The following is a 26,461-nucleotide window of genomic DNA, read 5'->3' as shown; positions in this document are numbered from 1 at the left end:
CCCTGAGGAGCGAGCTTGCGGCCCTCCCCCGATCCCTGAGGAGCGAGCTTGCGAGCGTCACGAAGGGTCTCCCGCGAATGATCCGTCATCGCAACGCCATCCGATCCGCCCGCCACATCCGCGCGTAATGACCGTCGGCGATGGTCAGCTCGTCGTGGGTGCCGATCTCGGCCACACGACCATGGTCGAGCACCACGATCTGGTCCGCGGAGGCGATGGTGGCGAGCCGATGCGCGATCGTGAGGACCGTCCGGCCCTCCATCAACCTGGCCAATGCATGCCCGACCGCGGCCTCGGACTCCGGGTCGGCCGCGGAGGTCGCCTCGTCGAGGACGACGACCGGGGTGTCGGCGACGAGAGCGCGAGCGATCGAGATGCGTTGGGCCTCACCGCCGGAGAAATGGGCGTCGACACCGACCACCGAGTCATACCCCCGTGGCAGACGTTCGATCCGATCGTGGATCCGTGCGGCTCGCGCGGCGGCCTCGACGGTGGCCTGGTCGGCGTCGGGTCGGGCGAGCCGGATGTTGTCCGCCACCGAGGAACGCATGAGGGTGACGTCCTGGAAGACGAACGAGACCAACCGGTAGAGGCCCGTGGGCGCGAGATCCCGGACATCGGTTTCGTTCATCCGGATCGACCCGGTGTCGACATCCCAGAACCGCGGGACGAGACGCGCGAGGGTCGACTTGCCCGAACCGGAGGCACCGACGAGAGCGGTCGTCGTCCCGGGTGCCAGGCGCAGCGAGATGTCCTGCAGCGTCGGTTCGTCCGGTGTGTATCCGAATCCGACGTGGTCGAAGGTGACCGTGACGGGCGCCGTCGGCATCCGGGGCGCCTCGTCGGGAGTGGGCAGCGGCGGGATGCCGAGTATCGCGTCGACACCGCCCAGCACGTTCCTCGCCCGGCGCCACGTCATCAACGCCATCGGCAGTGCCCACACCCCGCGCGAGACGATCCATGACAGCATCAGGAACGCGACGACATCCACCGCGTCGATGAGATCGGCCGAGACGAGCGCGGTACCACCGACGACGACGATCGAGAGGATCGACATCCACGACGCCAGCACCGACGTGACGCGTCCTCGCCGCTGCTGGTCGATCTCGCGGCGGAGATAACTGTCGGCGTAGGCGTCGGCTGCTCTGCGGAATCGATTGTTCTCGCGGTCGGCCATACCGAAGATCTTGGCGACTCCGATGCCCTGGGTCAGCTCGGTCGTCCGCGCAGACAGCTCCGCGGTCGTCTCCTCGTGTCGACGGTCCGCCTCGGATGTCATTCCCATCCTTCGCCATTCGACGGCCGAGGCGATCACCACGGGCACGGCGACGACGGCGGCCAGAATCCACGAGACCGTGAACAGATAGCCGAACGCGACGACGGTGACCGTGCTGTACCGCGCCGTGTTCGGCAGCGCCTCCCCGATCATGCCGGTCACCGCAGCGATGTCCGAGTTGACCGTCTTGCGCAGTCGCGTGACCGCTGACCCGCTGGTGAACCAGCCCAACGGAATCCGCGACACGTGATCGGTCACCTCGGTGCGCAGACGCAGTTCGATCCGCCGGCTCGCCGCGAAACTCGCCGAGTACGAGCAGGCGTGGACCACAGGGACCGCCAGGAACAGCAGCGATGCGACGACGACCGGCGTCCACGAGACCTCTCCCGTATCCGCCGGCCGCCGCACCGCGGCGACGATCGCGATGTACGCCCCGACGACCATGACCGCGCAGAGCATCTGCAGCAACATCGACGCCATCACCTGCGTCCGGACCGGACGGATGATGCGCATCAGCCCGACGGGGGCCCTTCGTGACGCGCGCTCGTTCCTCGCGGGCTCCTCAGGGACCGATGCCGCAGGCACGATCCTCGCGGGCTCCTCAGGGACCGGTGCCGCAGGCTCGTTCCTCGCGGGCTCCTCGGGGACCGAGGGGCGTGTGTGGTCAGACAATCAGGTGTCAGCTCCCCGTGGTCGGCGCGGGCAACTTGTCGAGGCCTGCCGACAGCGATTGCAGACTCTTGATGGCACCTGCGTAGGTCTCCGATGACGCATACCACGGGTACCACACGACCGGCCTTCACTGCGGGCAGGTTCTTCCACGCCTCGGAGTCGAGTACTTCCTGCATCCGCGGATACTTCAGGGATCCGTCCGGATTCACCTGGTAGACGATCACATCGGCGTCGGCCATGTCGGAGAGCCGTTCGATCGACACAATCTCCGAGGTCTTCTTCGGCGTGCCGCCGGGGAAGGTGATCCCGATGTCGTTGGCGATGTTGGTGGTGAACGAGTCGTCGTACTCACGCTGGTAGGAGTCGGCCTGCGTCGAGTTGAACACGGAGAACGCGGCGAACTTCTTCCCCGCGATACTCCCGGCGTACTTCGACTTCAGTTCGTCGGCGAGCTCGGTGTACTCGGCCTTCTGCTGATCGAACTCGTCGGTCTTGCCGGCGGCATCAGCGGCCTTCTCCCCCACCTCGCGCCATTCGGTCGGCGTGGCGGGACCCAGGCTCAGCGTCGGAGCGATCGCCTGCAGTTGTTCGTCGCTGATCGACGCCTTGTACGCCTTCTGCGGGAATCCCGAGATGATCAGATCGGGTTTCAGCGCCGCGATCTGCTCGTACGAGAGTTGCGTGCCACCACCGGCATTCGTCTTCGCCGAGCCGGTCGACAGGGTGGCGACCTCCTTGTACCGGGCGATCGCGTCGTCGTCGACGATGGTGCTCGTGTCGTAACCCGATGTGGCCCCGACGACGGCAGCATCCGCGATGAACAGCGACGGTATCACCCGCGACAGGGCGACGATGCGCTTCGGCTGCGCCGGGATCTCGAAACTGCCATTGGCGGCGGCGAAGGTGCGGGTCGCGCCCTGATCGGCCGAACTGCCTGCATCGTCCGATGCGCCGGACGAACATCCGGAGGCGACCAGTGCCGCGACCGCGACACCGGCGGCCGTCACCACTCGTAGATTTCGTCGCATGTTCTCGGTTCTCCATCTCTTTCTCAGGTGCCCGACGGTGTTCCGATCGGGCAACGTCTCGTGGCGTCTGGCCACCGGGGGCGTCGTCATGGGCGATGCCATACCTCGTCGACGATCGACACCCAGTCGCGCACCGACGCCTCGTCGAGGAGACGGGCGTGCGGGATCGGGTACTCGCCGACGCTCCGGATGTCCTGCAGGTGTGCTCGCCAGGCCTGCGAGATCGACGGCAGATCCGCCGTACGTGAGGTCGTCGATCCGATGAGAACGGCCGGAACCCCGACTGCCCCGACCGTACCGCCCGACAACATCTGCTCACATCGGGCATAGGCGTCGAACATGTCCCGGTGTTCGTCACCGTCCGGATCGTTGCCACCCGCCAGAGCAGCGCCGCCGGCCGCACTCTCGGACAGACCCAGCATTCGTCGAACCAGTTCGGCGCCGCCGATGTCGTGGGATGCACCGGTCGCAGAGCGCATCCCGCGCAAGGTCTCGGAGATCGCCTCGTCGGATGTCATCGGCCCGTCGGTGCGCGGAGTCGTCGGATATGCGTCGACGATCGTCAGCGACGACACCGGGCGATCCCGATCTGCGAGTTCCTTCGCGAGTGCGAACGCGAGATGACCACCGTAGGACCAGCCGAGCAGGTCCGGACCGGATGGACCGGCGACCCCGATGAACTCGAGCGCGTCGGCATACAGCGACGCCATCTCCGCGATGTCGTGGTATGGGACAGGTGTATCCGCCTGGGCCGGGTCACGCAGGGCGACCAGGCCCCATCCGTCCGGCAGATGGGGCAACAGCGACGCGTACGGGATGACCAGACCGAATCCCTCCGGCGGACAGACCAGTACGCGGCCGTTACGCGTCGGGGCGAACTCGACGACCAGTGGATGGCAGCCGGCCGACGACTCGTCCGCGGCCGGCGTCTGCGGCGCGTCGGCGTCGATACGCTCGGCGATCTGCCGCAAGGTGGCCCCCGACAACAGGTCCCGGACCGTGATCTGCTCTCCGCCATCGATGTCGGCCAGCCGTGACACGAGCCGCATGACGACCAGCGAGTTGCCGCCGGCATCGCGCACCGAGGACGCGACCGAGACGGACTCCAGGCCCAGCAGGTCCGCGACCAGGTCGGCGACCTGCCGCTCCGTCTCTGTCGCCGGCGGTTCGTGGTGCTCGCCGGCCACGTCGAGGGGCGGGAGTGCGCGCGTGTCGATCTTGCCGTTCACCGTGAGCGGGATGGCCGTCACCTCGCCCAGCCCGGCCGGGATCATGTAGTCGGGCAACCTGTCCCGCAGATGTGCGCGCAGATCCGCCGAATCGGTACCCGCCGTCGGATCAGACGGGACGACGTAGGCGTTCAACTGCGCTTGCCCGGTGGTCCCGGTGCGTGCGACGACCGCCGCGCGGGCGACGCTCGGATGTGTCGCGAGTGCATCGGCGATCTCACCGGGTTCGATCCGGTATCCACGGATCTTGACCTGATCGTCGCTGCGCCCGAGATAGTCCAGGGCGCCCCGGCTGTTCCAGCGGACCAGGTCGCCGGTCCGGTACATCCGCTCCCCGGCGCCCTCCTGCCCGTCCCGACCCCAGGGGCAGGCGACGAAACGTTCTGCGGTCTTGGCGGATTGGCCGAGGTAGCCGCGGGCGGTGCCCGCACCGGCGAGGTAGAGCTCGCCGACCACGCCCGGCGGCACGGGGCGCAGCCCGCGATCGAGAACGTACGCACGGGTGTTGGCGATCGGCTCGCCGAGCGTCGGGAACGGACTGTCGGCCAGATCCGCGCCGAGGGCGTTGATGGTGTACTCGGTCGGCCCGTACAGGTTGTAGGACTCGACGCCGGGCGCGTCGCGCAGCTTCTGCCACAGCGCTTCCGGTACGGCCTCGCCACCCAGGGAGACGAACACGACACCGGTGCCGTCGGCGGCCGTCGACAAGCCGGCCGGACGATCGCGGTCCAGAAGTCCGTTCTCCACGAGGACGTCGATGTAGGACGGCGTCGCATCGAATCCGTCCATCGACGTCGTGTCGTAATGGGCGAGCAGGTCGAGCGGTTCCTTGCGCATCTCCTCGTCGATGATGTGCGTGTGATGTCCGGTGAGCAGCCAGAACAGCTGTTCCCAGGAGGCGTCGAACGAGAACGACGTCGTGTGTGCGATCGCCAGCCGTCGCCCGTCCTGATGGGCGACGACGCGATCGAAGATCTTCTCCTGGTGGTTGACGTACATGTTGGTCAGCCCGCGGTAGCCGACCGCCACACCCTTCGGCCGTCCCGTGGAGCCCGAGGTGAAGATGACGTACGCGAGGTTGTCGGGGCGCACCTCGCCGCGTTCGTCGGCGGTCAGGGGTACGTCGGCGGTCGAGGAGAGTGCAGCGCGCTCGGCCTCGCCGTCCAGTTCGATCACGTCGACAACGGTCTCGTCGAGCAAGGGGCGTAGCGACGTGGTGGTCAGCACGACTGCCGGTTCCGCGACATCGAGCATGTACGCGATCCGCTCGACCGGGTGATCCGGATCGACCGGCACATAGGCGGCACCGGCGGCGAACACCGCGAACATCGACACGACCATGCGCTCGTCCCGCGGGAGCAGCAGTGCGACCCGGCTCTCCACACCCACCCCGCGCGAGATCAGCAGCCGCGCCGTGGCATGGACCTCCGAGCCGAGCTCGGCGAAGGACATTCGGCGTTCACCGGCTACCACGGCCACGGCCTCCGGGGTGCGGGCCACCTGCTGATCGAACAGATCGGCGACGGTCACCTCGGCGACGTCGCGTCCGGTGTCGTTCCAGGTGGTCAAGACCTTCCCACGCTCCGCGGCGGTGATCACGTCGAGCGAACCGACGCTCACCGTCGGTTCGGAGGCCATCTCCTCGAGAACCGATACGAAACGATCGGTGAGAGTGATGATCTCGTTGTCGTCGAGCACGTCGCCGCGATAGGCACAGCGCAGGTGGATCGTCTCGCCCGGATGCGCCGCGAAGGAGACGGGATAGTGGGTCGAATCGTCGAGGACGGTGTCGGTCACGCGGACCGGGTCGGGACCGTATCCGCGATCGGTGTCCGTCGCCGGATGATTCTGGGTGATGAACAGCGTGTCGAACAGTTGGTGCAGCCCGGTTTCCCGGGTGATGTCGACCAGGCTGAGGAAGGGGGCGTCGACGACGTCGATCTGGGCGTGCTGTTGTCGCGCCAGCAGATCGGCCACCGTGTCCCAGGGATTCAGCTCGACCCGGACGGGCACGGTGTTGAAGAGGAGTCCGACGATCTCGTCCGAGCCCGGCAGTTCTGGGGGCCGACCGCTCACGGTCGTCCCGAATACCACGTCCGATGATCCGGTGAGACGGGCCAGGGTGATTCCCCAGGCCGCGTGCAACACGGTGCTCACGGTCGTGCCTGTCGTGCGCGCCAGGGCACGCACACGGTCGGTCGTCTCGCGCGAGAGATCGCGGTGATGATCGCGCGCGGCCGACGGATCGGCCTCACGGTCGACGGCGTCGGGACGCAACAGCGTCGGCTCGGTGAGCCCGGACAGATACCGCCCCCAGGCCGCCGCCGCGGCGGGCACATCCTGCGCCGACAGCCAGGTGCAGTAGTCGCGATACGGGGTCGGGTCCGCGAGGGTCGCCCCGGTCGGGTCGTCGTAGAGGGCCAGCAGCTCCCCCAGGACCAACTGATAGGACCAGCCGTCGATCAGGATGTGCTCGAACGTGATTGCGAGGATCCAGGTGTCGTGGTCCTCCTCGACGAGCAGGAATCGGATCAGCGGTGGACGTTCTGCAGCGAACGGGCGTGCCCGTTCCTCTCGCAGGATCGCCTCGACCCCACCGCGTGTCGCGTGTTCGACCCGCAATGGGACGTCCTGTGTCCGGGGAATGACGGCCACGCTCGCATCGGCATGGGTCCAGAACCCGGCGCGCAGGTTGGGCCGGCGCCGTAGCAACTCCGCGATGGCCGACCGCATCCGCTCGACGTCGACCGGACCGCTCAGGTGCAGTTTCGCCTGCGAGGCATACAGATCAGGGACACCCTGCTCGGCCGACATCCGCAGGTGGAACAGAAGACCTTCCTGCAGGGGCGTCACCGGCAGTACATCGTCGGGCTGCCCGAAGAGGTCGGTCACCCGATGTGCGTGGGCAGGCGGAAGCTCGACAAGCGGGGCGGGGTGGGCCGAGGTCACCGCGTTCGCCGCGCCCTCGCGCACCAGCGCGCGGAATTGCGCGTCGGTCTCCACGCCGAGCCGGGCAAGGGTGTCGGCCATGACTGCGAGGTCCACCGAGGCCTCCGCGATTCCTTCGTCGCCGACGGCAGAGAGCCGTACCCGGCGCGAGCCGCCCTCGTCGGCACCGACGTGTGCCGTCACCACCAGTCGGTACCGGCCGAGTTCGGTGCTGCCGGGACCACACTCCACGTCGGTGTCGAACACCTGCAACAGGATCTCGGCGTCATCCGTCTCGTCGAACATGTCGCGGGTGTGCACGATCTCGTGCCGCAGCACGTGATACTGCCGCGCCTGTTCCGGAGAGACGCGCAGTTCGCTGATCGAGCGGTGCGCGGCGTCGGGATCGTCGATGTCGAGGTCGGTGGGGATCGCGATCGGGCATCGATGGACCAGACGTCCTGGCGTACAGGCGGCCTCGGTGTCACGGGCCGACGTCTCGAGATCGATGACGACCGTGTCCGTCCCCTCGAATCCCGCCTGATCACCGAGCATCAGCGCGAGCGCCGTCAGCATCGTGTCCACCGACGAGCGTTCGCGGACCGGACATCTCACCTCGGCCGTTCGCGTCACCGTCGTGTCCCCGGCACTGCCGGCATCGGGGAGACGGAAGGTGTCGGCGTCGGCGGTGTCCTCGATGAACTCGACCCAGAAGTCGTCGTCCAGGAGCGCATCATCGTCGACGAGATCGGCCCACGGGCGTGTCACGTCGCAGGGCTCGGGTACCGCCGGATGCGGCGCGCTGCTCACTTGGCCGGTCTGCAGGTCGGTCGCGATCGTCACGAGCACCTGTGCGGTGGTGTCCACCATCACGGGGTCGCCATAGCGCATCGACAGTCGCCCAGCGCTGACCATTCCGTTCGCATCGACGACACACTCGAGCCCAATATCGCTGCGTGACAGCGTGTCCGCCGCGTCGTCGGCGATTGTGAAGCCGCTTGCCACCGCCATCGCATGCTCGGCGTGCGCAGGCATCAGCGGATCCTGCCCGCGGACCGGTGCGTCGGCGACGACGGTTCCGGCGGGGTCGGTGTCGGTGGTCGTGGCGGTGTCCGCGGCAGCGAAGATGATCGGCGCACAGGCCAGGTAGGCCCGGCGCACCGCCCACACGGGAACGGGTTCGCCGATGGGCAGCCGGATCTCGCCGATCTGCGCCGCGAGTTCCGCGCCTGCCTCACGGTCTGCCTCGGCGATGACGTCGACGGGCTCGGCCGTGTCGGTCAGGGCACGCGTCGACAGTCCCGCGAGTTCGGCGACGGTGGTCGACGGGTCCACCGCGATGGCCGCACCGATCGCGGCGACAGTCTCCATGAGCCCGTCCATCGTGGCCTCGTCGAACAGTTCACGTGCGTAATCGACGCCGAGGAGCCACTCCCCGTCCGCGGTCTCTTCCACGCCGAAGACGAGTTCGAACTTCGCTGTGTCCGAATCCGGGATCATCCCGATGCGATCGAGGAGATCGGCCCGGTCGACCCGGCGCAGGGTGGCCGGGTAGGCGTCGAACTCGCGGCGCGCACCGGCGTCACGATAGGCGACCATCACCTGGAACAGCGGGGTCCGCCCAGTGCGGCGCGCTGCATCGTCGGGGCCGCTGACGGCGTCGACGACCGACTCGAATGGGGTGGCGCGATGTGACAGGGCCTCCAGATTGTCGTCGCGGACACGGGTCAACGCCGCGGTGGCGTCGATGGCATCCGACAGTTCGACGGTGAAGACGAGGGTGTTGACGAAGAATCCGACGACCTGCGCGAGGCGCTCGTCGTCTCGGAGCGTCGCCGGACTTCCCAGCGGTATGACATCACCGGCGCCGTAGGCCTTCAGCGCGATGCCGATGAGCAGTTCCGTCACCATCAGCGGGCTGGCGGTGTGCTCGTTGCCCCACGCGCGTAGTCCTCCGGCGATCGATGACGGTATGCGAACGCGACGGCTGGCGACCGAGTAGGTCTGTCCCGGCGCGGGAGGCGTCGTGTGTGGCAGGTCGAGCACCGACGGGCGGTCGGCGAATCGATTGCGCCAGAACCCGAGATCGCGAGAGATGAGCGAGGTCGGCTCGGTCCGGTCGCCGAGCAGCTCCCGGTGGCGACGCGCGAACTGGGCGTACGTCACCGTGCCCGGGTTCCGCGCCGGAGCCCGCCCGGCGGCGCGCAGGCGGTAGGCCTCGACGAGCCCGTCGACGACCAGCGGGAAGGAACCCTCGTCGGTCGCGATGTGATGTCCGGACACGACGAGCATGTCGCCGGACTCGGCGCGTACGAGCAACACTCGCAGCGGAGTGTCGGTGGACAGATCCATCGGTGCGGTGAGGAATTCGCGGATCGTCTCGGCCACCTCGCCGTCGGCTCCGAGTCCGCCGGACGGAGTCTGCACCCGGAACACGTCCGCGTGGTCGACCTCGTCGATGTCGAGCACCTGCTGCTGCAGTTGGGTGCCGTCCCATCGATAGACGGTGCGCAGCATCGGATGCCGCTCGATCAGGTCCCGCACGGCCAGCTGCAAGGTCGACTCATCGATCGTGCCGTCGATGTCGAAAACGGCTCCGACACGATAGGCCGAGCGGTCGTCGGACATCTGCTCGGTCAGCCAGAGTGCCTGCTGCCCATACGATGCCGGTGCGCAGGTTCCGAGCTCGTAGTCCGCCAGGTCGCCTATTGCCGGCGGAGCCGGATCGTCGATCGAGGGCTTGACCAGGATCTCGGCCAGATCGATCGGTTCGGGGTGATCGAAGATCTGCCGGATGGTCGCAGGAATCCCGAGAGCGGCCAGCCGCGCGACGAGACGGTTCGCGGACAAGGAATGTCCGCCGAGGGCGAAGAAGCTGTCGCGCGGTCCGACGGCGGGGATGCCCAGGATGTCGGCGTAGGCGTCACAGAGCAGACGGACGTCGTCGCCGACCTCGTTGTCGGAGAGATGGTCTTCGCCGTCCGGTGCGAGAAGTGCCGTCCGGTCCAGTTTGCCGTTGGGCGTCGTCGGAAGGTGATCGAGATGGACGATTGTGGCCGGGACGAGGTGCCGAGGCAGGCGATCGGCGAGTTGCCTGCGCAGGTCGGCGGCGACCGGCGGCTGTTCGGCGTCGACGGGTGTCGCGTAGGCCACCAGCACCGGTTCTCCGTCGACGAGTTCGTGTACGGCGACCGCAGCGGCGGCGACACCGGGCAGACTCGCGAGCACGCTCTCGACCTCACCGGGATCGATCCGCAGGCCGCGCAACGTGATCTGATGATCGGTGCGGCCGAGGTAGATGAGCCGGCCGTCGCGCCGGACGACGCGATCACCGGTGCGGTAGAGCCGGGTGCCCGGCTGCTGCGCCCAGGGGTCGGCGACGAAACGTGACGCGGTCTCATCGGCACGGCCGACATATCCGCGGGCCAATTGCGCACCTGCGACGTGCAGTTCGCCCGGCTCGCCGTCTCCGACAGGACGCATCCACGGATCGAGCACGCGGATGACGCTGTTGGACACCGGAGTACCGATGTCCACCGTCGAGCCGGAGTCGGAGAGGTCGGAGTAGGTGGCGTCACCGGTGACCTCGGTGGAGCCGTAGGAGTTGACGATGACCGACGGTCCCTGCGCGCGGACCCGTTCGACGACGCGCGCGGGCAGGTCCTCACCACTGAGGGTCCAGCGCCGGATCGTGGGCAGGCGCCGGGTGTCGGCGTCAGGTTCGGCATCGGCATCGGCATCCATGCGGTCGAGCATGGCGGCGGCCACCGATGGGACGGCGGTCAAAGCAGTGGCGGCGGACGCGTCGGCCAGATCCGCCAGGCGCGATGGATCGGCGATCTCGTCGTCGCCGGCGATCACGATGCGTGCCCCGGCGAGAAGTCCGTCGAGCAGCTCGGTGATGCCGTCGATGAATCCGATGGAGGACTTGGCGATACGGGTGTCGGGGGTTGCAACCCCGCGGTCGGGGTCGATAGATGTCGCTGCGTCCCACTCGCGGTCGGCCCACATCAGACGATTCGTGAGAGCCGAATGGGGCACGGCGACCAATTTGGGGTGCCCGGTGGAGCCCGAGGTGAAGATGGCGACCGCGGTGTGTGCCGGTAGCAGCCGGGAGTGTCGATCGCTGTCAGTCACCCGGTCCGACGCCGATCCGGAGAGTTCCGTGGCGATGTCATCATCGTCGAGTGCCACCACGGGGACGGTGCCGTCGACGATCGATCGGGCGGCGACCGCAGCCGAGGTCACGACGAGGCGAGGAGCCGCGACGTCGATCATCATCCGCAGTCGCGCGTCGGGCGCAGCCGGATCGACGGGCACACACACGGCCCCGGCCGCGAGGACGGCGAGCACGGCGACGGCGAGATCGTCGGTACGGGGCGGGATCACGGCGACGTGATCATCGGGTCCGACGCCGCGATCGATGAGCAGCCGGGCCAGCCGGGCCACCCGCACATCGAGTTCGTCGGCGGAGATCTCGCAGTTCGCGGTGAGCAGGGTGGGGCGTCGCCCGGTCAGGATCAGGTCGTCGAGCGTCCGGTCCTCGTTGTCGATCTCCCGCCCGGTCTCGTGGCGCCCCCCACGCCGCACCCCATCGGCGGGCAGCGTGGCGATCGGCCGCTTCCAGCAATCGGGTTCTGTTGCCGCGGAGATGAACTGGGCAAGACCTTCGGCGAGGCCCGTCAGCTCGGCGTCGTCGTAGCGCTCGGCGTCCGCATCGAACTGCAACTCGATGCAGCCGTCGGCGGTGACACGTCGTCCGGTGACGGTCAGCTCCTGAACCGGACCGCGGGCCAGCGAGCCGACGGTCGCCGTGACGTCGGCGAAACGCAGTTCGTCACCGAACGGCTTGATGTTGATCCACACCGCGGGTCGCAGCCCCTCACCGAGGCGCGCGATGTCCTCGCCGCGCAGGGTCGTGTGGCCCCGGACCTCCGCGATGGCCTCGCGCACCACGTCGAGTGCTGCGAGCGGCGTGGTCCGGGCTCCGAGTGCGAGTCGGATCGGCACCACGTTGACGGCGGTGACGGGTACGGTCAGCGCGGCCGAACCGAATCGGTTCATGATCGGGAAGCCGACCGTGACCGGGGCGCCCTCCGACGACGAGCGGCGCGACGCCACCCAGGCGCCGATCAGGGCGGTCAGCACATCACTCCAGGTCGTGCCGCTGTCTGCGGCGCGGGCGGCCATCTCGGCGGAGATCGCCGGGTCCACGGTCACTGCATGCGAACGCACCGATGTCGCGACTGTTCCGGCCCCGGGCCGCCGGGCCAGCGATGCGACGTCACCGGGCCCCCGCCCGTAGGAGTGCCAGAACGCGACATCAGCCTCGCGACGGGGCGAGGTCCGGTAGGACGCCTCCTCGTCGACGACGTCGGTGAGGGATCCGAACCAGCGATCCGGCACGGGCTCGCCTGCCGTTCGCGCCGTGTACACCTGCGCCGCACGTCTGCCCAGCAGGGTCAGTCCGTAGGCGTCGGCGACGATGTGATGGGCACGCAGGAACACGATGGCGTGATCGACGTCGACAGTGAGAATGGCTGCGGCACAACAGGGTCCGATCGACGGGTCGATCGGCAGACGACGCTCGCGGTCCATCCACTCCGCGGCGGCGGTGCGATCGGCCACGTCGACCACCTCGATGTCGGCGACGTCACCGACAGCGCGGGCCGACAGGTCCTGGGTGACGGCATCGGCGTCGACGTCGAACGTCACCGAGAGCCCCTCGGCTTCGGTGAGCGCGACCGACAGCGACTCCCGCAGGAGGTCGACGTCGACCTCTCCCCGCAGCTCCCAGGACTGCGCGACGACGAACGCGGCCGAATCGCCGACCATCTGGTGACCGAACCACATCGCCGCCTGGGCGTCGGTGGCCCGGATGCGGCGAGCGGTCGGCAGTGTCGTGGATGTCATCACCGTGGATGTGGCCGATGCGTTCAGCGCGACGCCATCTGGTCGGTGGCACCCGGGACGGGTTGGGCCGGATCGTTGCCCAGGGCGACGATGGCGTTGTCGCCGTTCACGTGCACGACCTTCGGCTGATGCGCGATGAGCTCGGTCTCGTCGAGCTGCAGGAACGACATGATGATGACCAGGTCGTCGGGGTTCACCAGATGCGCGGCGGCACCGTTGATGCAGATCACGCCGCTGTCGGCGGGACCGGTGATGACATAGGTCTCGAGGCGGGCGCCGTTGGTGATGTCGACGACCTGGACCTGCTCGCCCTCCACCAGATCGGCGGCACGCATGAGGTTCTCGTCGATCGTGATGGACCCTACGTAGTGCAGGTCGGCCTGGGTCACGGTGGCTCGGTGGATCTTTCCGTTGACAACGGTGCGCAGCATCTCAGCTCCCTGTAATCGGTCGATTCGGGCGGTTCGGGGTGCCGCCACTCACAAGCAACAAAGCCTATCGTAGAACAACCACACTTGGTAGATTCCGGTGCATGAGCGAGCATGAGACGCGTCACGACCCGGTGTTCCTGCTGTCCCGACCGGACGAGCACGTGATCGCGACCGGAACCCGCAATCGATTCGATCGGCTCGACGAGGCGCGCGAACACCTCGGTTCCGGAGGGATCCCGGGCATCGTCGGCGCCCTGCCCTTCGATCTGCGCGAACCGTGCGCTCTCACGGCGCCGATCGAACTGACCCGTCGACCCGGTCGATGGCACTGCGGCACCACCGACATCTCGGTCGACGCACAGATCACCGCGTCCCATCCCGAACCCGACCAACATGTCCGCCGGGTCGAGGATGCGGTCCGTGCGATCGCCGATCCGGCCAACGGGGTGGCCAAGATCGTGTTGGCGCGCCGGCTCGACGTGCGATCGGCAGAACCGTTGTCGCCGTGGGATCTCGCCGCCCGACTCGGCGCCCGCGACCATGACGGGAACGCATTCGCGACCGATCTCTCGCCTGCCGGGCCGCCGTTCGACGGTCGTCATCTCATCGGGTCGAGCCCCGAGGTACTGGTCCGCAAACAGGGCGACGTGGTGAGTTGCCACCCACTCGCCGGTTCTCTGCCGCGCGACCCCGATCCGATCGCGGACGCCGAGAACGGACGACGTCTCGCGTCATCACCCAAGGACCGTCGCGAACACGGCTACGTGGTCGACGCGCTGGCGGCCGCGCTGGCACCCCTGTGCGCGGATCTCGACGTGCCCACCGAACCGTCGCTCACCTCCACCCCGACGATGTGGCATCTCGGCAGTGCGATCAGCGGACACGTCGCGGATCCGGCGACCACCGCTCTCGACCTCGCCGCCGCGGTGCATCCGACGCCCGCCATCTGCGGCACACCGACCCCTGCGGCGCGCGATCACATCCTGGCAGTGGAGGGTGACCGTGGGTTCTATGCCGGGGCCGTCGGCTGGTGTGATGCGAACGGCGACGGCGAATGGATGGTGAGCATCCGGTGCGCCGACCTCGCATCCGACGGACGCGAGCTGATCACCTGGGCCGGAGGCGGAATCGTCGCCGAATCCGATCCCGCAACCGAACTCGCCGAGACCTCCGCCAAATTCCGCACCGTGCTATCCGCCCTGGACATCGCGGGTTGAGCGCTTCACCGCAGCTGCGGCCGTTCGGCGATAGGCTATTCTGAAATCGTCGTGTTTCACCAGTCAGGGAAGTCGCCACCGATGTCATCGTCCTCGTCCGAGGTTCTGACCTCCGACGACGCCATGGTCCCCGACGACCGCGAGCTCGCCGAACGGCTCCGCGGTCAGCGTCTGTCCGAGAGCCCGTGGATCGAACTGCTGCCGTGGCTGTCCGAGTATCGACGCGGTCCGGGAATCCTCGCCGACGACGAGATCGTCGTCAACGCGTGGATTCGCAGTTCGCCGTCGGACACGCTGACCGACGTCAACCACGAACGCTTCTGTCACCGCATCGCCGAGCGTTACGTCGCCGATCGTTCCGCACGACGGCTCACCGACGACTTCCCCGCCGTACGAGCCGGATCCGAGCCTCTCCCACTGCCCCGGTCGACCCGCGACGCCCTCGCGACCGAGCGCGTCGGGACCATCGCCGAACTCATGACCTTGTCGGTGGCGGACCTGATGCACTTTCCCGGAGTCGGCCCGGTGACAGTCGTGAATCTGATCGCACGGCTGGTCGCGCGATCGGGGGTCGTGCGCGAGCGCGCCACGGAGGACGTGACCCGACCGGGCACTGTCAGCGAGGACGACATACGCGCATTCGTCGCCGAACTGACCGAACGTGACCGGCTCGTCCTGTTCGACCGTGTCCTCGCCGCCCGTCCTCGGACGCAGTCCGAACTCGCCGGGATGCTGGGCACCTCGCGTGAACGGGTGACCCAGATCGACCGGAGTCTCCGGCATCGTCTGCGCGAGTTACTCGACGCCACGCCGGGCCTGCGCGACCTCGAGGCCGAGATCCTGCGCCGCACCGATCCCGTCGTCGACATCGATTCAATCACCATGGAGTTTCCGACTCTCGCCGTGGTCGTCTCCTCCCTGGGCATACCGATGTGGCACCTGCTCACGATCGGTGCACCAGACCTGCTCACCGTGGACGAGTGGATCGTGCGGGGCTCACTGAAAGAGGCCGCCGCCACCACCCGCGCCACCGTCGACTCGGTGGCGAGCCCGGAAAACGTGTCCGCACTCGCGGCGGTGGCCGATGGTCTGGGACTCTCCGTCGGCGCCACACGACAATGGCTGCGGCGCAGCGGGTATTCGTTCCTCGGTGACCACGTGATCTCCTCGACCGCCTCGACCGGCGACCTGGTCGCGGGCGTCCTGTCGACGGCGGGTGCACCCCGCACATTCGACGAGATCATCAGTGGTCTCACCGATTTCCCGCGCGCACCGTCGTCGGTGCGCAACGCGCTGGTCTCCGATGACCGGATCGTCAAGACCGACCGCAGCAGCTACGGGCTGCGTCGCTGGGGTCTGGCTCCCTACGTACCGGTACACGTCCAGATCGATCGCATCCTCACCGGGGCCGGCGGATCCGCCCGGCTCCCCGCGATTATCGAGGAGATCACCAGCACATACGACGTCACCGAGGCGAGCGTCCGCGCCTACGCCAGTGCAGGCGATTTCGTCACCACCGACGACATCGTGACTCGACGCACCCGCCCCTACACGCCGCGGAAGTCGCCCACCCGCACCCGCGGGCTCTACCGGGACGGCGGCACCGTCCACTGGTCCACCACCGTAACTGCCGCCCACCTCAAGGGTTCCGCGTTCAACGTCCCGTCTGCACTGGCCGGCATCATCGGCGTGGCGCCCGGCTCACCGGTTCAGCTTTCCACGCGGCACGGGCCGCAATCGTTCATGTGGGTGTCTGTGCAGGCACGGTCGGGCACCATCAAACGATTCCTCACCGAACTCGGCCTGGCCGAAGGGGATCCGATCCTCCTCGACTTCACCGACGCCACATTCGATGTGCGCGTCGCCGACGTCGAGCCCACCGGGTCACCGACCGCGCAGATCCTGGCGCGGCTGGGCCGACCCCGGCGGTCCCGCCTCGCGCGGAGTGCGCTGCTCGACGTCCTGCGCGAATCCCTGTGGCTGACCACCGATGCGGACGCGGATGAGATCGTCGCGACGCTACGCCGCCGCAAAGAGACCGAGCTGGCCGATCTCGTCGGCGCCACGCTCGGCTGACCCGGGCGGCCCGGACCTCAGCCCACTGACAGCAGCTCAGCCCACCGACAGCAGCGGGCCGTCGAACTGCCATTCCGGACGATCGATCACCGGGACCATCTCCAGCCGTCGGGCACCGGGGTCGATCGGCGGCGTCGCGTCGACGCACGCGCACGCGCCCCGTGCGGCGCACGCGATGATCAACAGCATCGTGCGCCGGGTGTTGAGTACGCCCCCGAGTTGCACCGAGACTCCTGGCCACAGGTCGAGTCGCCGGCCGAGGCGATCCGCCTCGGCCAGCAGGTCGTCGGTCGCCTCGACGCGGCCCGTGTCCAGATCGGACACCAGGCCGCCCCCGCCTGCGGAGAGCGGGTTCCGCGAGGTCTCCGGCGAGCTGACGTCGACCAGGGCGAACTCGTCGGCGACCCGGAACACCGGGATCGACGACTCGTCGTCGATCAGGCCGTCGATCGCGTCCTCGAGCACATCGTTGTACTCCTCGTGAGCGAGCAGGAAGTCGAGGTCGAGTTCCCGCGCCCGCTCGATCGACGAGCTGTCGCACAGGTCGACGGGAACGACGACAGCGTCGACCGCCACCAATGCGTGCCAGGTCAGGACGAATACCCATCCGGATGCGATGCCGAGGCCGACGCGTCGTCCCCTCACGACCCCGCAGGCCATCAGGTCGTCGGCGAGGAACTCGACACATTCGGCGAATCGCTCGAAGTCGACGGCATCGCCGTCGATCGTCACGGCCGGGCTGCATCCATAGCAGTCCTGCGCGTCGCTCATCAAGGAGCATGGTGTTACCAGCTGCGTCACTGTCATCCCCGTCGCGTTCACACCACCGCGGTGGTGGTGTCCGTTTCGTCGATTTCGCCCCGGTCCCCCTGACCGATGGCGGGTGTCGCTCGGTTTACTAAGGCTATCTTTACCTAAGCTCACTATCCCGACGCAACCCCCACCGGGGTCGGATGGTCGACGAACCGCTCATTCGCAGCGCCCCCTCCTGCACCGACCAACGACCCCGCGCGCGCGCGCAGACATGACGACGGTCACATTAGACTTTCCTAACTCTTACTTATGCGGTACTCATACTTGCGGGCAGAGCGCCCGGCTCGTCATCGATCACTCCTGCTCCGGGCACGGTCGGGACCCGGGGAGCTCGGTGCCGCACAAACGAGGAGGAGTGGATGACGTATAGACACAAGGCCTTTCGGGTTGCCGGTGTGACCGCAACCGCGATCGGGGCCGCGGCCGCCGCCGCCGTGGCGGGAGTCGGCTCGGCCGGAGCCGACGCCTTCGTTCGACTGCCCGGGGGAACCGTCCACGGGGAAGGCATCACGCTGAGCCGCAGCGGGGAGAGCGCGCAGGTCTCGGCGTCGATGGCCGGCAACCCGGCGTCCCGGACCGCGTGGGTGAGCGGCAATGTCACCCTGAAGGCGCCGAAACTCAAGCCCGCCAAGGCAGGACCGAGTGCGGGGCCCGCCGGCGAGTCCGAGCTCCCGGGCAGCAACGGAACCATGACGAACGGTGCGGCGGCCACCTTGTCGACCGGCTACATCGTCGGCTGCCAGGTCGACATCAAGGGGCTGTCGGGCGATCTGTCCGCCACCCTGTCCGCAGCACCGTCGGCGACGGCGAGCCTGTCGGTTCCGCTCGCGGCGGGACAGGTTGCGTTCGTGCAGCTCTCGCGGAAGGACATCGAGAAGCCGGGTACGTACAACATCGGTTACGACCGTGCACAGCTGGCCATCCAGAACTGCGGCGGCTACGCGCAGGCCCGCGCCTTCAGCACCGTCGAGACGACGGGCAAGCTGCACCAGAAGGTGAACCTGTACGGCAAGCCCTTCTCCATCGGATGACAGAGGTCGACATGAACAACATTCTCAGAACACGGCTCTCACGCAACGCATGCCGTGCCGGCGCGCTGACGATCGGCGTGCTCGCGGCGCTACCGCTGATGGATCAGGGCGTCGCCCACGCCGACACCTTCGTGCGGTTGCCGGACCAGACCGTCACCAAGAAGCTTGCCGACGGGTCCACGATCACCATCAAGCGCACCAACGAGCGCGCGCGGATCAATCCGTCCCTCGGCGGCACCCCTCTGCACCGCAACGCGTGGGTTTCCGGACGGTACGACGTGACCACGTCGGACAAGAAGGCCAAGTTCGGCATCGGCTCGGGGTACATCGTCGGCTGTCAGCTGACCTTGGGCGGCAAATCCTCGACGACGTCGACGGCCAAGCCCGGAGCCGGCTCGCCAGGCCAGGAAGTCGCCATCACCGGCACTGCACAGACCGGCGCCGCCGTCACACTGGGACCGGGCCAGGCCGCCAACTACGTCATCAACGACATCGAGTATGCGGACGCATTCGGTTCGCGGGCACACGAATCGGCGGTGAAGTTCCGTGGCGGAGAGGGCGCCGTCGCCTACACCAACGAGACGATGATGATCAACGGATGCGCGGGCTACGCGCAGGCACGGTCATACGCCAAGGTCGCGATCCAGACCGAACACACCACACAGGTCGTCTGGCTGTACGGGAAACCGTTCAGCCTGGGCTGAATCGACCTCCGGCCGAAGTCACACGGGGGACTGACATTTACGGGCGTTGTTCCCCATCTGCCTTGACCCTCCCCCATGTTGTTGACCTTTCTCACAGGCCCGGGGCCCTGCGCGGACAGCGCAGGGCCCCGGTGTTCGTGTGAGCCCGCCCGTCGGCCCTCGTCGGCGCCTCCGACGTGCATGGCATGCTGTTGAGCGCGCCCCTATAGCCCAATTGGCAGAGGCAGCGGACTTAAAATCCGCCCAGTGTCGGTTCGAGTCCGACTGGGGGCACCACATCAGCGTCGACCACCCATCAGTGCAGGTGAGACCCCTGCTCCATCCGACACGTTCGACCAAAGCCGTTGACTCGACCATCCCTGCCGTTACTGTGGTACACATCACACCGTTTGGAGGGAGTGGCATGGCAACCATCGAGATGAAGGACCTCCGCCGAAGTATCGGGCTGTTACGGCATCACATCAGCAGCCTGAAGGTGCAGTACGGGGACGTCGATGCCGTCCGACGGATGACCAACGACCTCGACCGACTGGAGATCGATCTACACGACTTCGAGCACTCGCCGCCGCCTCTGCTCAAGCCGTCGAAGCGGGAGGACGTCGTCTACGTTCCCGACAGCAAGTCAGACGAAGCCGCATGGCTCGGGGCGCAAGACGAAGGGCTGGGCTTCCACTCGCGTGAGCGAACGAAGTGAGCGCCCCCGCGACTGAGCGGGAGGCAACCGGGGTCTTCTCTCCGGGACGAGCGCGCATCCTGGCGCGCACACTTCGAGTCGACAGGTGGTGGGTGTCCCCGCTGCTGACTGTGCTCGGTCTGTCGGCGTTCGTCGTCTATGCGACGGTTCGTTCGTTCGTCCGCAGCGCCTACTGGGTTGCTGATTACCACTACCTGACGCCGTTCTATTCGCCGTGCCTGAGCGAGTCGTGCGTTCCCGGGTCAAGCCATTTCGGGACCCCGTTTCCGGAACTCCCCATGTGGATCCCGCTCGGCTTCGTCGTGCTGCCCTTCCTCCTCGGCTTCCGCCTCACCTGTTATTACTACCGCAAGGCGTACTACCGGTCGTTCTGGCTGTCGCCGCCGGCATGTGCCGTGGCCGAACCGCACAGCCGGTACAGCGGAGAGACCCGACTCCCGTTGATCCTCCAGAACGCGCATCGCTACTTCTTCTACGTGGCACTGATCGTCTCGCTGATCAACACCTACGACGCGGTGACGGCATTCCACGGCAAAGGCGGCGGTTTCGGCTTCGGGCTGGGCAACGTCATCTTGGTCGGGAACGTGATCCTGCTGTGGGTCTACACGTTGTCGTGTCACTCGTGCCGGCACGTCACCGGTGGTCGCCTGAAGCACTTCTCGGCACATCCGATCCGATACCGGATCTGGACCCAGGTCTCGAAGCTCAACACCCGACACATGCAGTACGCCTGGATCACGCTCGGGACGCTGGTGCTCACCGACTTCTACATCATGTTGGTGGCCAGCAACACGATCTCCGACCTGCGATTCGTGGGCTGATCCCGTGACCGTACCGCTCTTGTTGTCACTCAACCGATTTCACGCTGGGAGCCCTGCTGGATGACCGAACCGGAACGCCACAAGTACGACGTCGTCGTGATCGGCGCGGGCGGCGCCGGCCTACGCGCCGTCATCGAGGCCCGCGAGAAGGGCTATTCGGTCGCCGTGGTATGCAAGTCGCTGTTCGGCAAGGCGCACACCGTGATGGCCGAGGGTGGCTGCGCGGCGTCGATGGGCAACGCGAACGAGAAGGACAACTGGCAGACCCATTTCCAGGACACCATGCGCGGTGGCAAGTTCCTGAACAACTGGCGGATGGCCGAACTGCACGCCAAGGAGGCCCCTGACCGGGTCTGGGAGCTGGAAACCTATGGGGCGCTGTTCGATCGAACGCCCGACGGTCGCATCGCCCAGCGCAACTTCGGCGGCCACACCTACCCGCGGCTGGCGCACGTCGGCGACCGCACAGGTCTCGAACTGATCCGGACAATGCAGCAGAAGATCGTCTCTCTGCAGCAGGAGGATTACGCCGCCACCGGCGATTACGAGTCACGGATTCGGGTCTTCGCCGAATGCACCATCACCGAACTCCTCAAGGACGGGGATGCGATCGCCGGGGCGTTCGGGTACTGGCGCGAATCCGGTCGCTTCGTGGTGTTCGAGGCCCCCGCGGTGGTATTGGCCACCGGCGGGATCGGCAAGTCGTTCAAGGTGACATCAAACTCCTGGGAGTACACCGGAGACGGCCATGCGCTCGCGCTGCGCGCCGGTGCCAGTCTCATCAACATGGAGTTCGTCCAGTTCCACCCGACCGGGATGGTGTGGCCGCCCAGCGTCAAGGGGATCCTGGTCACCGAGGGCGTCCGAGGTGACGGTGGCGTCCTGAAGAACACCGACGGCAAGCGCTTCATGTTCGACTACATCCCCCCGGTGTTCAAGGGGCAGTACGCCGAGACCGAGGACGAGGCCGACAAGTGGCTTGCCGACAACGACAGTGCCCGCCGCACACCCGATCTCCTACCGCGCGACGAGGTTGCCCGCGCGATCAACGAGGAGGTCAAGGCCGGCCGCGGCACCGAGCACGGCGGCGTCTACCTCGACATCGCCTCGCGGATGCCCGCCGATGAGATCATCCGCCGACTGCCCTCTATGCATCACCAGTTCAAAGAGCTCGCCGACGTGGACATCACGGCCGAGCCCATGGAGGTCGGGCCCACGTGTCACTACGTGATGGGCGGGGTCGAGGTCGATCCGGACACCGGGGCCGCGCGGGTGCCCGGCCTGTTCGCGGCCGGTGAGTGCTCGGGCGGGATGCACGGCTCGAACCGGTTGGGCGGCAACTCGTTGTCCGACCTCCTCGTGTTCGGTCGACGCGCCGGACTCGGCGCCGCGTCGTATGTCGAATCGCTGAGATCGCGGCCGGAGATCTCCGCCGACGACATCGACCGCGCGGCCGCATTTGCGCTGGCTCCCTTCGACCCGCCGTCCGACAGCTCACCCGAGAATCCGTACACCCTGCACACCGATCTGCAGCAGTCCATGAACGACCTGGTGGGCATCATCCGAAAGGAAGAGGAGATCGAAGAGGCGATCGAGGTCCTCGCGGACATCCGCGGCCGGTTGGGCAACATGCAGGTCGAAGGACACCGGCAGTTCAATCCCGGATGGCACCTGGCTGTCGACCTGCGCAACATGCTGCTGGTCTGCGAATGTGTCGCCAAGGCAGCGCGGTTGCGCACCGAGAGCCGTGGCGGACACACCCGCGACGACCATCCGTCGATGGACAGCACCTGGCGCAACACACTGCTGGTGTGCACCGCCGACGAGGCGGACGAATCGCCGGTTCCCGAGGTGACGGTGGTCAAGGAGGAGCAGATCCCGATGCGACCAGAACTCCTGGAGCTCTTCGACTTCGATGAGATCGAGAAGTATTACACCGCCGACGAGATCGCCGGGCACCCCGACGCCAGGGGCGACAAGGAGAGCTGACATGGGCTACGACGCGAAGTTCCGGGTATGGCGTGGTGACACCGATTCAGGCGGCCTCGAGGACTACACCGTGCTCGCCAACGACGGCGAGGTGGTGCTCGACATCATCCATCGGTTGCAGGCCACCCAGGCTCCTGACCTGGCTGTGCGGTGGAACTGCAAGGCAGGCAAGTGCGGATCCTGCTCGGCGGAGGTGAACGGGCGGCCCAAACTGCTGTGTATGACCCGGATGTCGACGTTCAGCGAGGACGAGGTCATCACGGTCACGCCGATGCGGACATTCCCGGTGATCCGCGACCTGGTCACCGACGTCTCGTTCAACTACGCGAAAGCCCGTGAGATCCAGTCGTTCACGCCGCCGGAGGGATTAGAACCCGGTGAGTATCGAATGAAGCAGGTCGACGTCGAGCGTTCCCAGGAGTTCCGCAAGTGCATCGAGTGTTTCCTCTGTCAGGACACCTGTCATGTCGTGCGTGATCACGAGGAGAACAAGCGGAGCTTCGCCGGGCCGCGTTTCCTGATGCGCATCGCCGAGCTCGACATGCATCCGCTGGACGTCGCCGAGCGACGGAAGACGGCCCAGTCCGAGCACGGCCTGGGCCTGTGCAACATCACCAAGTGCTGCACGGACGTGTGTCCCGAGCACATCAAGATCACCGACAATGCCTTGATCCCGATGAAGGAACGGGTGGTGGATCGTCGATACGATCCGCTGGTGTGGCTGGGTAACAAACTCTTTCGGCGATAGCCGGGTCAGGAACGATGGTCATGGCGACAGCAACACTTCTCTCCTCGGACGAGCTCGCGATCCGCGTCATCTTCACCGACCCGGTGACGGACGTGGTCGGCTTCGTCCGCGACATCGTCCGCGACCGAGCACCGATCGTGTTGTCGACGGGAAAGGACACCACCGCCTACGTGGTGGCACTCGCCAACGTCAAGGAGTTCACGCTCACCGAGCACGACACCGATGCATCCCCCGTCGCCGACGACGACCCGGTGACCATCGTGACGTCGATCGCGGAGCTGGGCGGCTGACGACAGCGCACGTCCGAGGTGTCCGACCGGTGTCCGGGGGTGAAATTCGGAACGCACTGTCTTGAATATCACAGACAGCGAGTTCTACTCGCTGACCTGCACAGACGTACGATCGGGTCATGAGCGGGAAATCCGAACAACAGCACATCGACGAAGTTCGCGACCGGTTGGCGGCACGCTTCCCCGATCAGTCCTCCGACGCGGTCGCTGCCACCGTCGACGCCGCATACCGCGAGCTGGGCGACACCCGTGTGCGCGACTTCATCCCCCTGCTCGTCGAGCGCCGTGCCGGAGCCGAGCTAGCCGCGCTCGCGTACTGACGCCCGGAGGCCGTAGGCGTCCTCGAGCCGTCTTATCTGGGCTCGCACCTGATACAGCTCGTCGCGAAGGCCGGCCAACTGCTTGCTCGGCGTCCGTGGGTTCTCGAGATCCGCGACGAGCACGTCGGCGATCCGCTCGAACTCCGCGACGAACACGATCGCCTGCGCATGGTCTGAATCGTCCTGCTCGGTGCGCATGAGACTGCAATCTACGCCTACCGACATCGCTCGGCTGACCGAACCGGCACGGCGGTCCGGTTCCCGTCGTCTCACCGAGATGCCGTAAGAACAAGGCTCGATACCAAGAGACAGCGTGTCGCATTTTCTCATGCCGCTCCGTCAAAACATTTGTGACCAGTCGGTTCTGCACAGGATTGTGTGCCTGGCAAACATTCTGTGAATGGTCTCTTCGTACGAGTGATTCGCGATCAATCACTTTGTACGATCGGCGCATGGGCGTGCATGGTGGCAAACATCGGATTCGACAATCAGCGATGTCGCATTCCCGAAGCACCGTCGGCACTCGTGTGACGGTCCTCTCGGCGGTGGCCGGAGCCGTGTGCATCGCGACACTCGCACCGACGGGAACCGCATCGGCAGAGACGGTTTCGGTGGTCGACGGACTCATAGCCGACGGCATCGTCTACGACGTCACGGGCCGCGATTACGACCCGGACGCCGGGGACATCGACTTCTTCGACGACCTGCCCGGAAAGTCGACAATTGTCGTCACACCCGGCACCGACGACACCACATTGTTTCCGCGCATCAAACCGCTGATCACCAATCGGCAAGCACTGATCGTCAATTATCCGCAGTCGTTCGGCCCGATCATCGCGGGACGATCCGGAAAACCGTTCTTTCTCGCGCCGGGCTATGCCGACTCGAAGGCCACCGCCGTCGAGCAGAACCTGAAGATCATGGCGGCCTTCACGGCCGCGGGCGCGGGCAAGCCGCCGATGACGGTTTACACCGGCTATTCGCAAGGCGCCGACGCGGTCGGTGATGCAGCCGAGAAAGCGGTCGAGGACGAACTGTTCGACGTCGACAACAGTCGCGTCGTCCTCGTGTCCGATCCGCGCAGTCCGTGGGGGATCAAGGCGTGGCTGGCCGACATGCCGGTCCTGCCACAGGTGGCGGGCGTCGTCGGTATCGACTCCGACGATGCGCGGAATCCCGCGAACACCGAGGACGCCGACGTGATGTCGGTGATCATCGCCGGTGATCCGGCCGCCAACTTCCAGTGGCGATGGGATCGGCCGGTGTCGTCGCTCATCGTCGACGCCGCCGGATTCTGGACGATTCACCTGGGAAATGGGCCAGAGTCGTATGCGACGTTGGATCGCTCCGACACACCGACCATGTACAAGAGCGTCGACGGCAACACCCGTTACGCGGTCTACGACGCCGGCCATCCCCTGGCGTTGCTCACGCAATGGGCCCATGACGAACTCGGCCTGTCGTACACCGGTGACGACGTCGCCCGCTGGAATCGCGACTCCGAGGCCTTCTATCCACTGCAGCGACCCGGCGTCGACAATGCCGCGGTCAAGGTCAAGGCCACGCCGTCGGCGACGCCGGCCGGTCGATATGACGTGACCGTCCCGTCGTCGGTGGCGACGGGCGAGACCTCACGGTCGTCGGCGAGCTCCTCTGCCCCGACGTCGCAAGACCAATCGTCAACGGCCACCTCGCCCAGCGCTTCGACATCGACGACACCTCCAGGCGGGTCACCGTCGTCGGATCCGACCGAGTCCGTGCCGACGCGATCGGTGCCGACGGCGCCGGCCGGTTCGGCAACGGAAACCGCTGCATCGGAATCCTCTGCATCCGAATCCGCTGCGCCCGGATCCTCTGCGCCCGAATCGGCCGCCGGCTCGCGGTCGGGAGGCTCGGAGTCGGAAGGCTCGGAGTCGGAAGGCTCGGAGTCGGGGCCGTCGAGCGATCAGACATCAGGAGAATCGACGTCCGACGACGGAGACGGTTCTGAGTCGTCGGACTCGGGGTCGTCGGACTCGGGGTCGTCGGACTCGGGGTCGTCGGAGGGTTGACGAGCCCTTCGTGACGCTCGCAAGCTCGCTCCTCAGTGTCTGAGGCCGCCGGTGGCGGCCGTGGTGGGGAGCGAAGAGTGGATGCTGGCCACCTGGGGTCGGTGGGGGGATCATTGATGGGTGGATCGTGGCCGTCCCCGGACGCTTCCCTTGTGTCAGTGAGCCAGTTCCTCAGTGTGGGGTGCGGGGCCTACCACGGGAATCGTGGATTGTTGCTACGAGCACGCGGA

17 protein-coding genes and 1 tRNA gene are annotated in these 26,461 nt (G+C 66.9%); 12 read left to right on the top strand and 6 right to left on the bottom strand.

The genetic code is table 11. The features are described 5' to 3' along the window. Positions 1-85 precede the first annotated feature (85 nt). The 4 genes from EEB19_RS07080 to panD form a co-directional block, all read right to left on the bottom strand. A complete protein-coding gene (locus tag EEB19_RS07080; RefSeq protein ID WP_187584575.1) occupies positions 86-1,789 on the bottom strand; it encodes an ABC transporter ATP-binding protein in 1,704 nt (567 codons plus the stop codon). Further along, positions 1,789-2,976, bottom strand: coding sequence for an ABC transporter substrate-binding protein (locus EEB19_RS07075; RefSeq protein WP_187584573.1), 1,188 nt, complete (start codon positions 2,974-2,976; stop codon positions 1,789-1,791). Before EEB19_RS07075 ends, EEB19_RS07080 begins: the two co-directional genes overlap by 1 nt. 86 nt (positions 2,977-3,062) lie before the next feature. Further along, complete coding sequence (locus EEB19_RS07070) at positions 3,063-13,046, bottom strand: non-ribosomal peptide synthetase (RefSeq protein WP_187584572.1); 9,984 nt, start codon at positions 13,044-13,046, stop codon at positions 3,063-3,065. A 23-nt stretch (positions 13,047-13,069) separates the two neighbouring features. Then, a complete protein-coding gene (panD, locus tag EEB19_RS07065; protein WP_187584569.1) occupies positions 13,070-13,477 on the bottom strand; it encodes an aspartate 1-decarboxylase in 408 nt (135 codons plus the stop codon). 101 nt (positions 13,478-13,578) lie between these two features. Here panD and EEB19_RS07060 point away from each other — a divergent pair, with 101 nt between their 5' ends. Beyond that, positions 13,579-14,694, top strand: coding sequence for an isochorismate synthase MenF (locus tag EEB19_RS07060; protein WP_187584567.1), 1,116 nt, complete (start codon positions 13,579-13,581; stop codon positions 14,692-14,694). 81 nt (positions 14,695-14,775) lie between these two features. Further along, complete coding sequence (locus EEB19_RS07055; protein ID WP_262365500.1) at positions 14,776-16,770, top strand: sigma factor-like helix-turn-helix DNA-binding protein; 1,995 nt, start codon at positions 14,776-14,778, stop codon at positions 16,768-16,770. Positions 16,771-16,806: 36 nt separating this feature from the next. On the opposite strand, the gene EEB19_RS07050 is transcribed toward EEB19_RS07055, so the two are convergent. Next, positions 16,807-17,541 carry a hypothetical protein gene (locus tag EEB19_RS07050; protein WP_187584565.1) on the bottom strand — a complete coding sequence of 245 codons (735 nt, stop codon included), beginning with the start codon at positions 17,539-17,541 and terminating at the stop codon, positions 16,807-16,809. 401 nt (positions 17,542-17,942) lie between these two features. Between EEB19_RS07050 and EEB19_RS07045 the strand changes: the two genes are divergently transcribed. The 9 genes from EEB19_RS07045 (at position 17,943) to EEB19_RS07005 (ending at position 24,180) form a co-directional block, all read left to right on the top strand. Beyond that, positions 17,943-18,614, top strand: coding sequence for an MspA family porin (locus EEB19_RS07045; RefSeq protein WP_187584564.1), 672 nt, complete (start codon positions 17,943-17,945; stop codon positions 18,612-18,614). Positions 18,615-18,625: 11 nt separating this feature from the next. Then, on the top strand, positions 18,626-19,318 hold the full coding sequence (locus tag EEB19_RS07040) for an MspA family porin (protein WP_187584562.1): 693 nt from the start codon (positions 18,626-18,628) through the stop codon (positions 19,316-19,318). Positions 19,319-19,517: 199 nt separating this feature from the next. After that, positions 19,518-19,594: transfer RNA gene (locus EEB19_RS07035), tRNA-Leu, on the top strand. A 127-nt stretch (positions 19,595-19,721) separates the two neighbouring features. Then, positions 19,722-20,012 (top strand): hypothetical protein, encoded by a 291-nt coding sequence (locus tag EEB19_RS07030; protein WP_187584560.1) that lies wholly within the window; start codon positions 19,722-19,724, stop codon positions 20,010-20,012. Then, a complete protein-coding gene (locus EEB19_RS07025) occupies positions 20,009-20,833 on the top strand; it encodes a hypothetical protein (RefSeq protein WP_187584558.1) in 825 nt (274 codons plus the stop codon). Before EEB19_RS07030 ends, EEB19_RS07025 begins: the two co-directional genes overlap by 4 nt. A gap of 60 nt (positions 20,834-20,893) precedes the next feature. Beyond that, a complete protein-coding gene (locus EEB19_RS07020) occupies positions 20,894-22,822 on the top strand; it encodes a fumarate reductase/succinate dehydrogenase flavoprotein subunit (RefSeq protein WP_187584556.1) in 1,929 nt (642 codons plus the stop codon). Between the two features lies 1 nt (position 22,823). Next, positions 22,824-23,570, top strand: coding sequence for a succinate dehydrogenase/fumarate reductase iron-sulfur subunit (locus EEB19_RS07015; protein WP_187584554.1), 747 nt, complete (start codon positions 22,824-22,826; stop codon positions 23,568-23,570). Between the two features lie 20 nt (positions 23,571-23,590). Then, complete coding sequence (locus EEB19_RS07010; RefSeq protein ID WP_187584553.1) at positions 23,591-23,860, top strand: hypothetical protein; 270 nt, start codon at positions 23,591-23,593, stop codon at positions 23,858-23,860. Positions 23,861-23,979: 119 nt separating this feature from the next. Next, on the top strand, positions 23,980-24,180 hold the full coding sequence (locus tag EEB19_RS07005; RefSeq protein ID WP_187584551.1) for a three-helix bundle dimerization domain-containing protein: 201 nt from the start codon (positions 23,980-23,982) through the stop codon (positions 24,178-24,180). On the opposite strand, the gene EEB19_RS07000 is transcribed toward EEB19_RS07005, so the two are convergent. After that, a complete protein-coding gene (locus tag EEB19_RS07000) occupies positions 24,160-24,378 on the bottom strand; it encodes a hypothetical protein (RefSeq protein ID WP_187584549.1) in 219 nt (72 codons plus the stop codon). The two genes, EEB19_RS07005 and EEB19_RS07000, sit on opposite strands and share 21 nt — an antisense overlap. Positions 24,379-24,674: 296 nt before the next feature. Here EEB19_RS07000 and EEB19_RS06995 point away from each other — a divergent pair, with 296 nt between their 5' ends. After that, on the top strand, positions 24,675-26,231 hold the full coding sequence (locus tag EEB19_RS06995; RefSeq protein WP_187584547.1) for a hypothetical protein: 1,557 nt from the start codon (positions 24,675-24,677) through the stop codon (positions 26,229-26,231). Positions 26,232-26,461: the final 230 nt, after the last annotated feature.

This window comes from Gordonia sp. OPL2 (genome assembly GCF_003797825.1).
Taxonomy (GTDB): domain Bacteria; phylum Actinomycetota; class Actinomycetes; order Mycobacteriales; family Mycobacteriaceae; genus Gordonia.
Note: the sequence above shows the minus strand (reverse complement) of the source record. Positions and strands in the feature narration are given on the sequence as shown.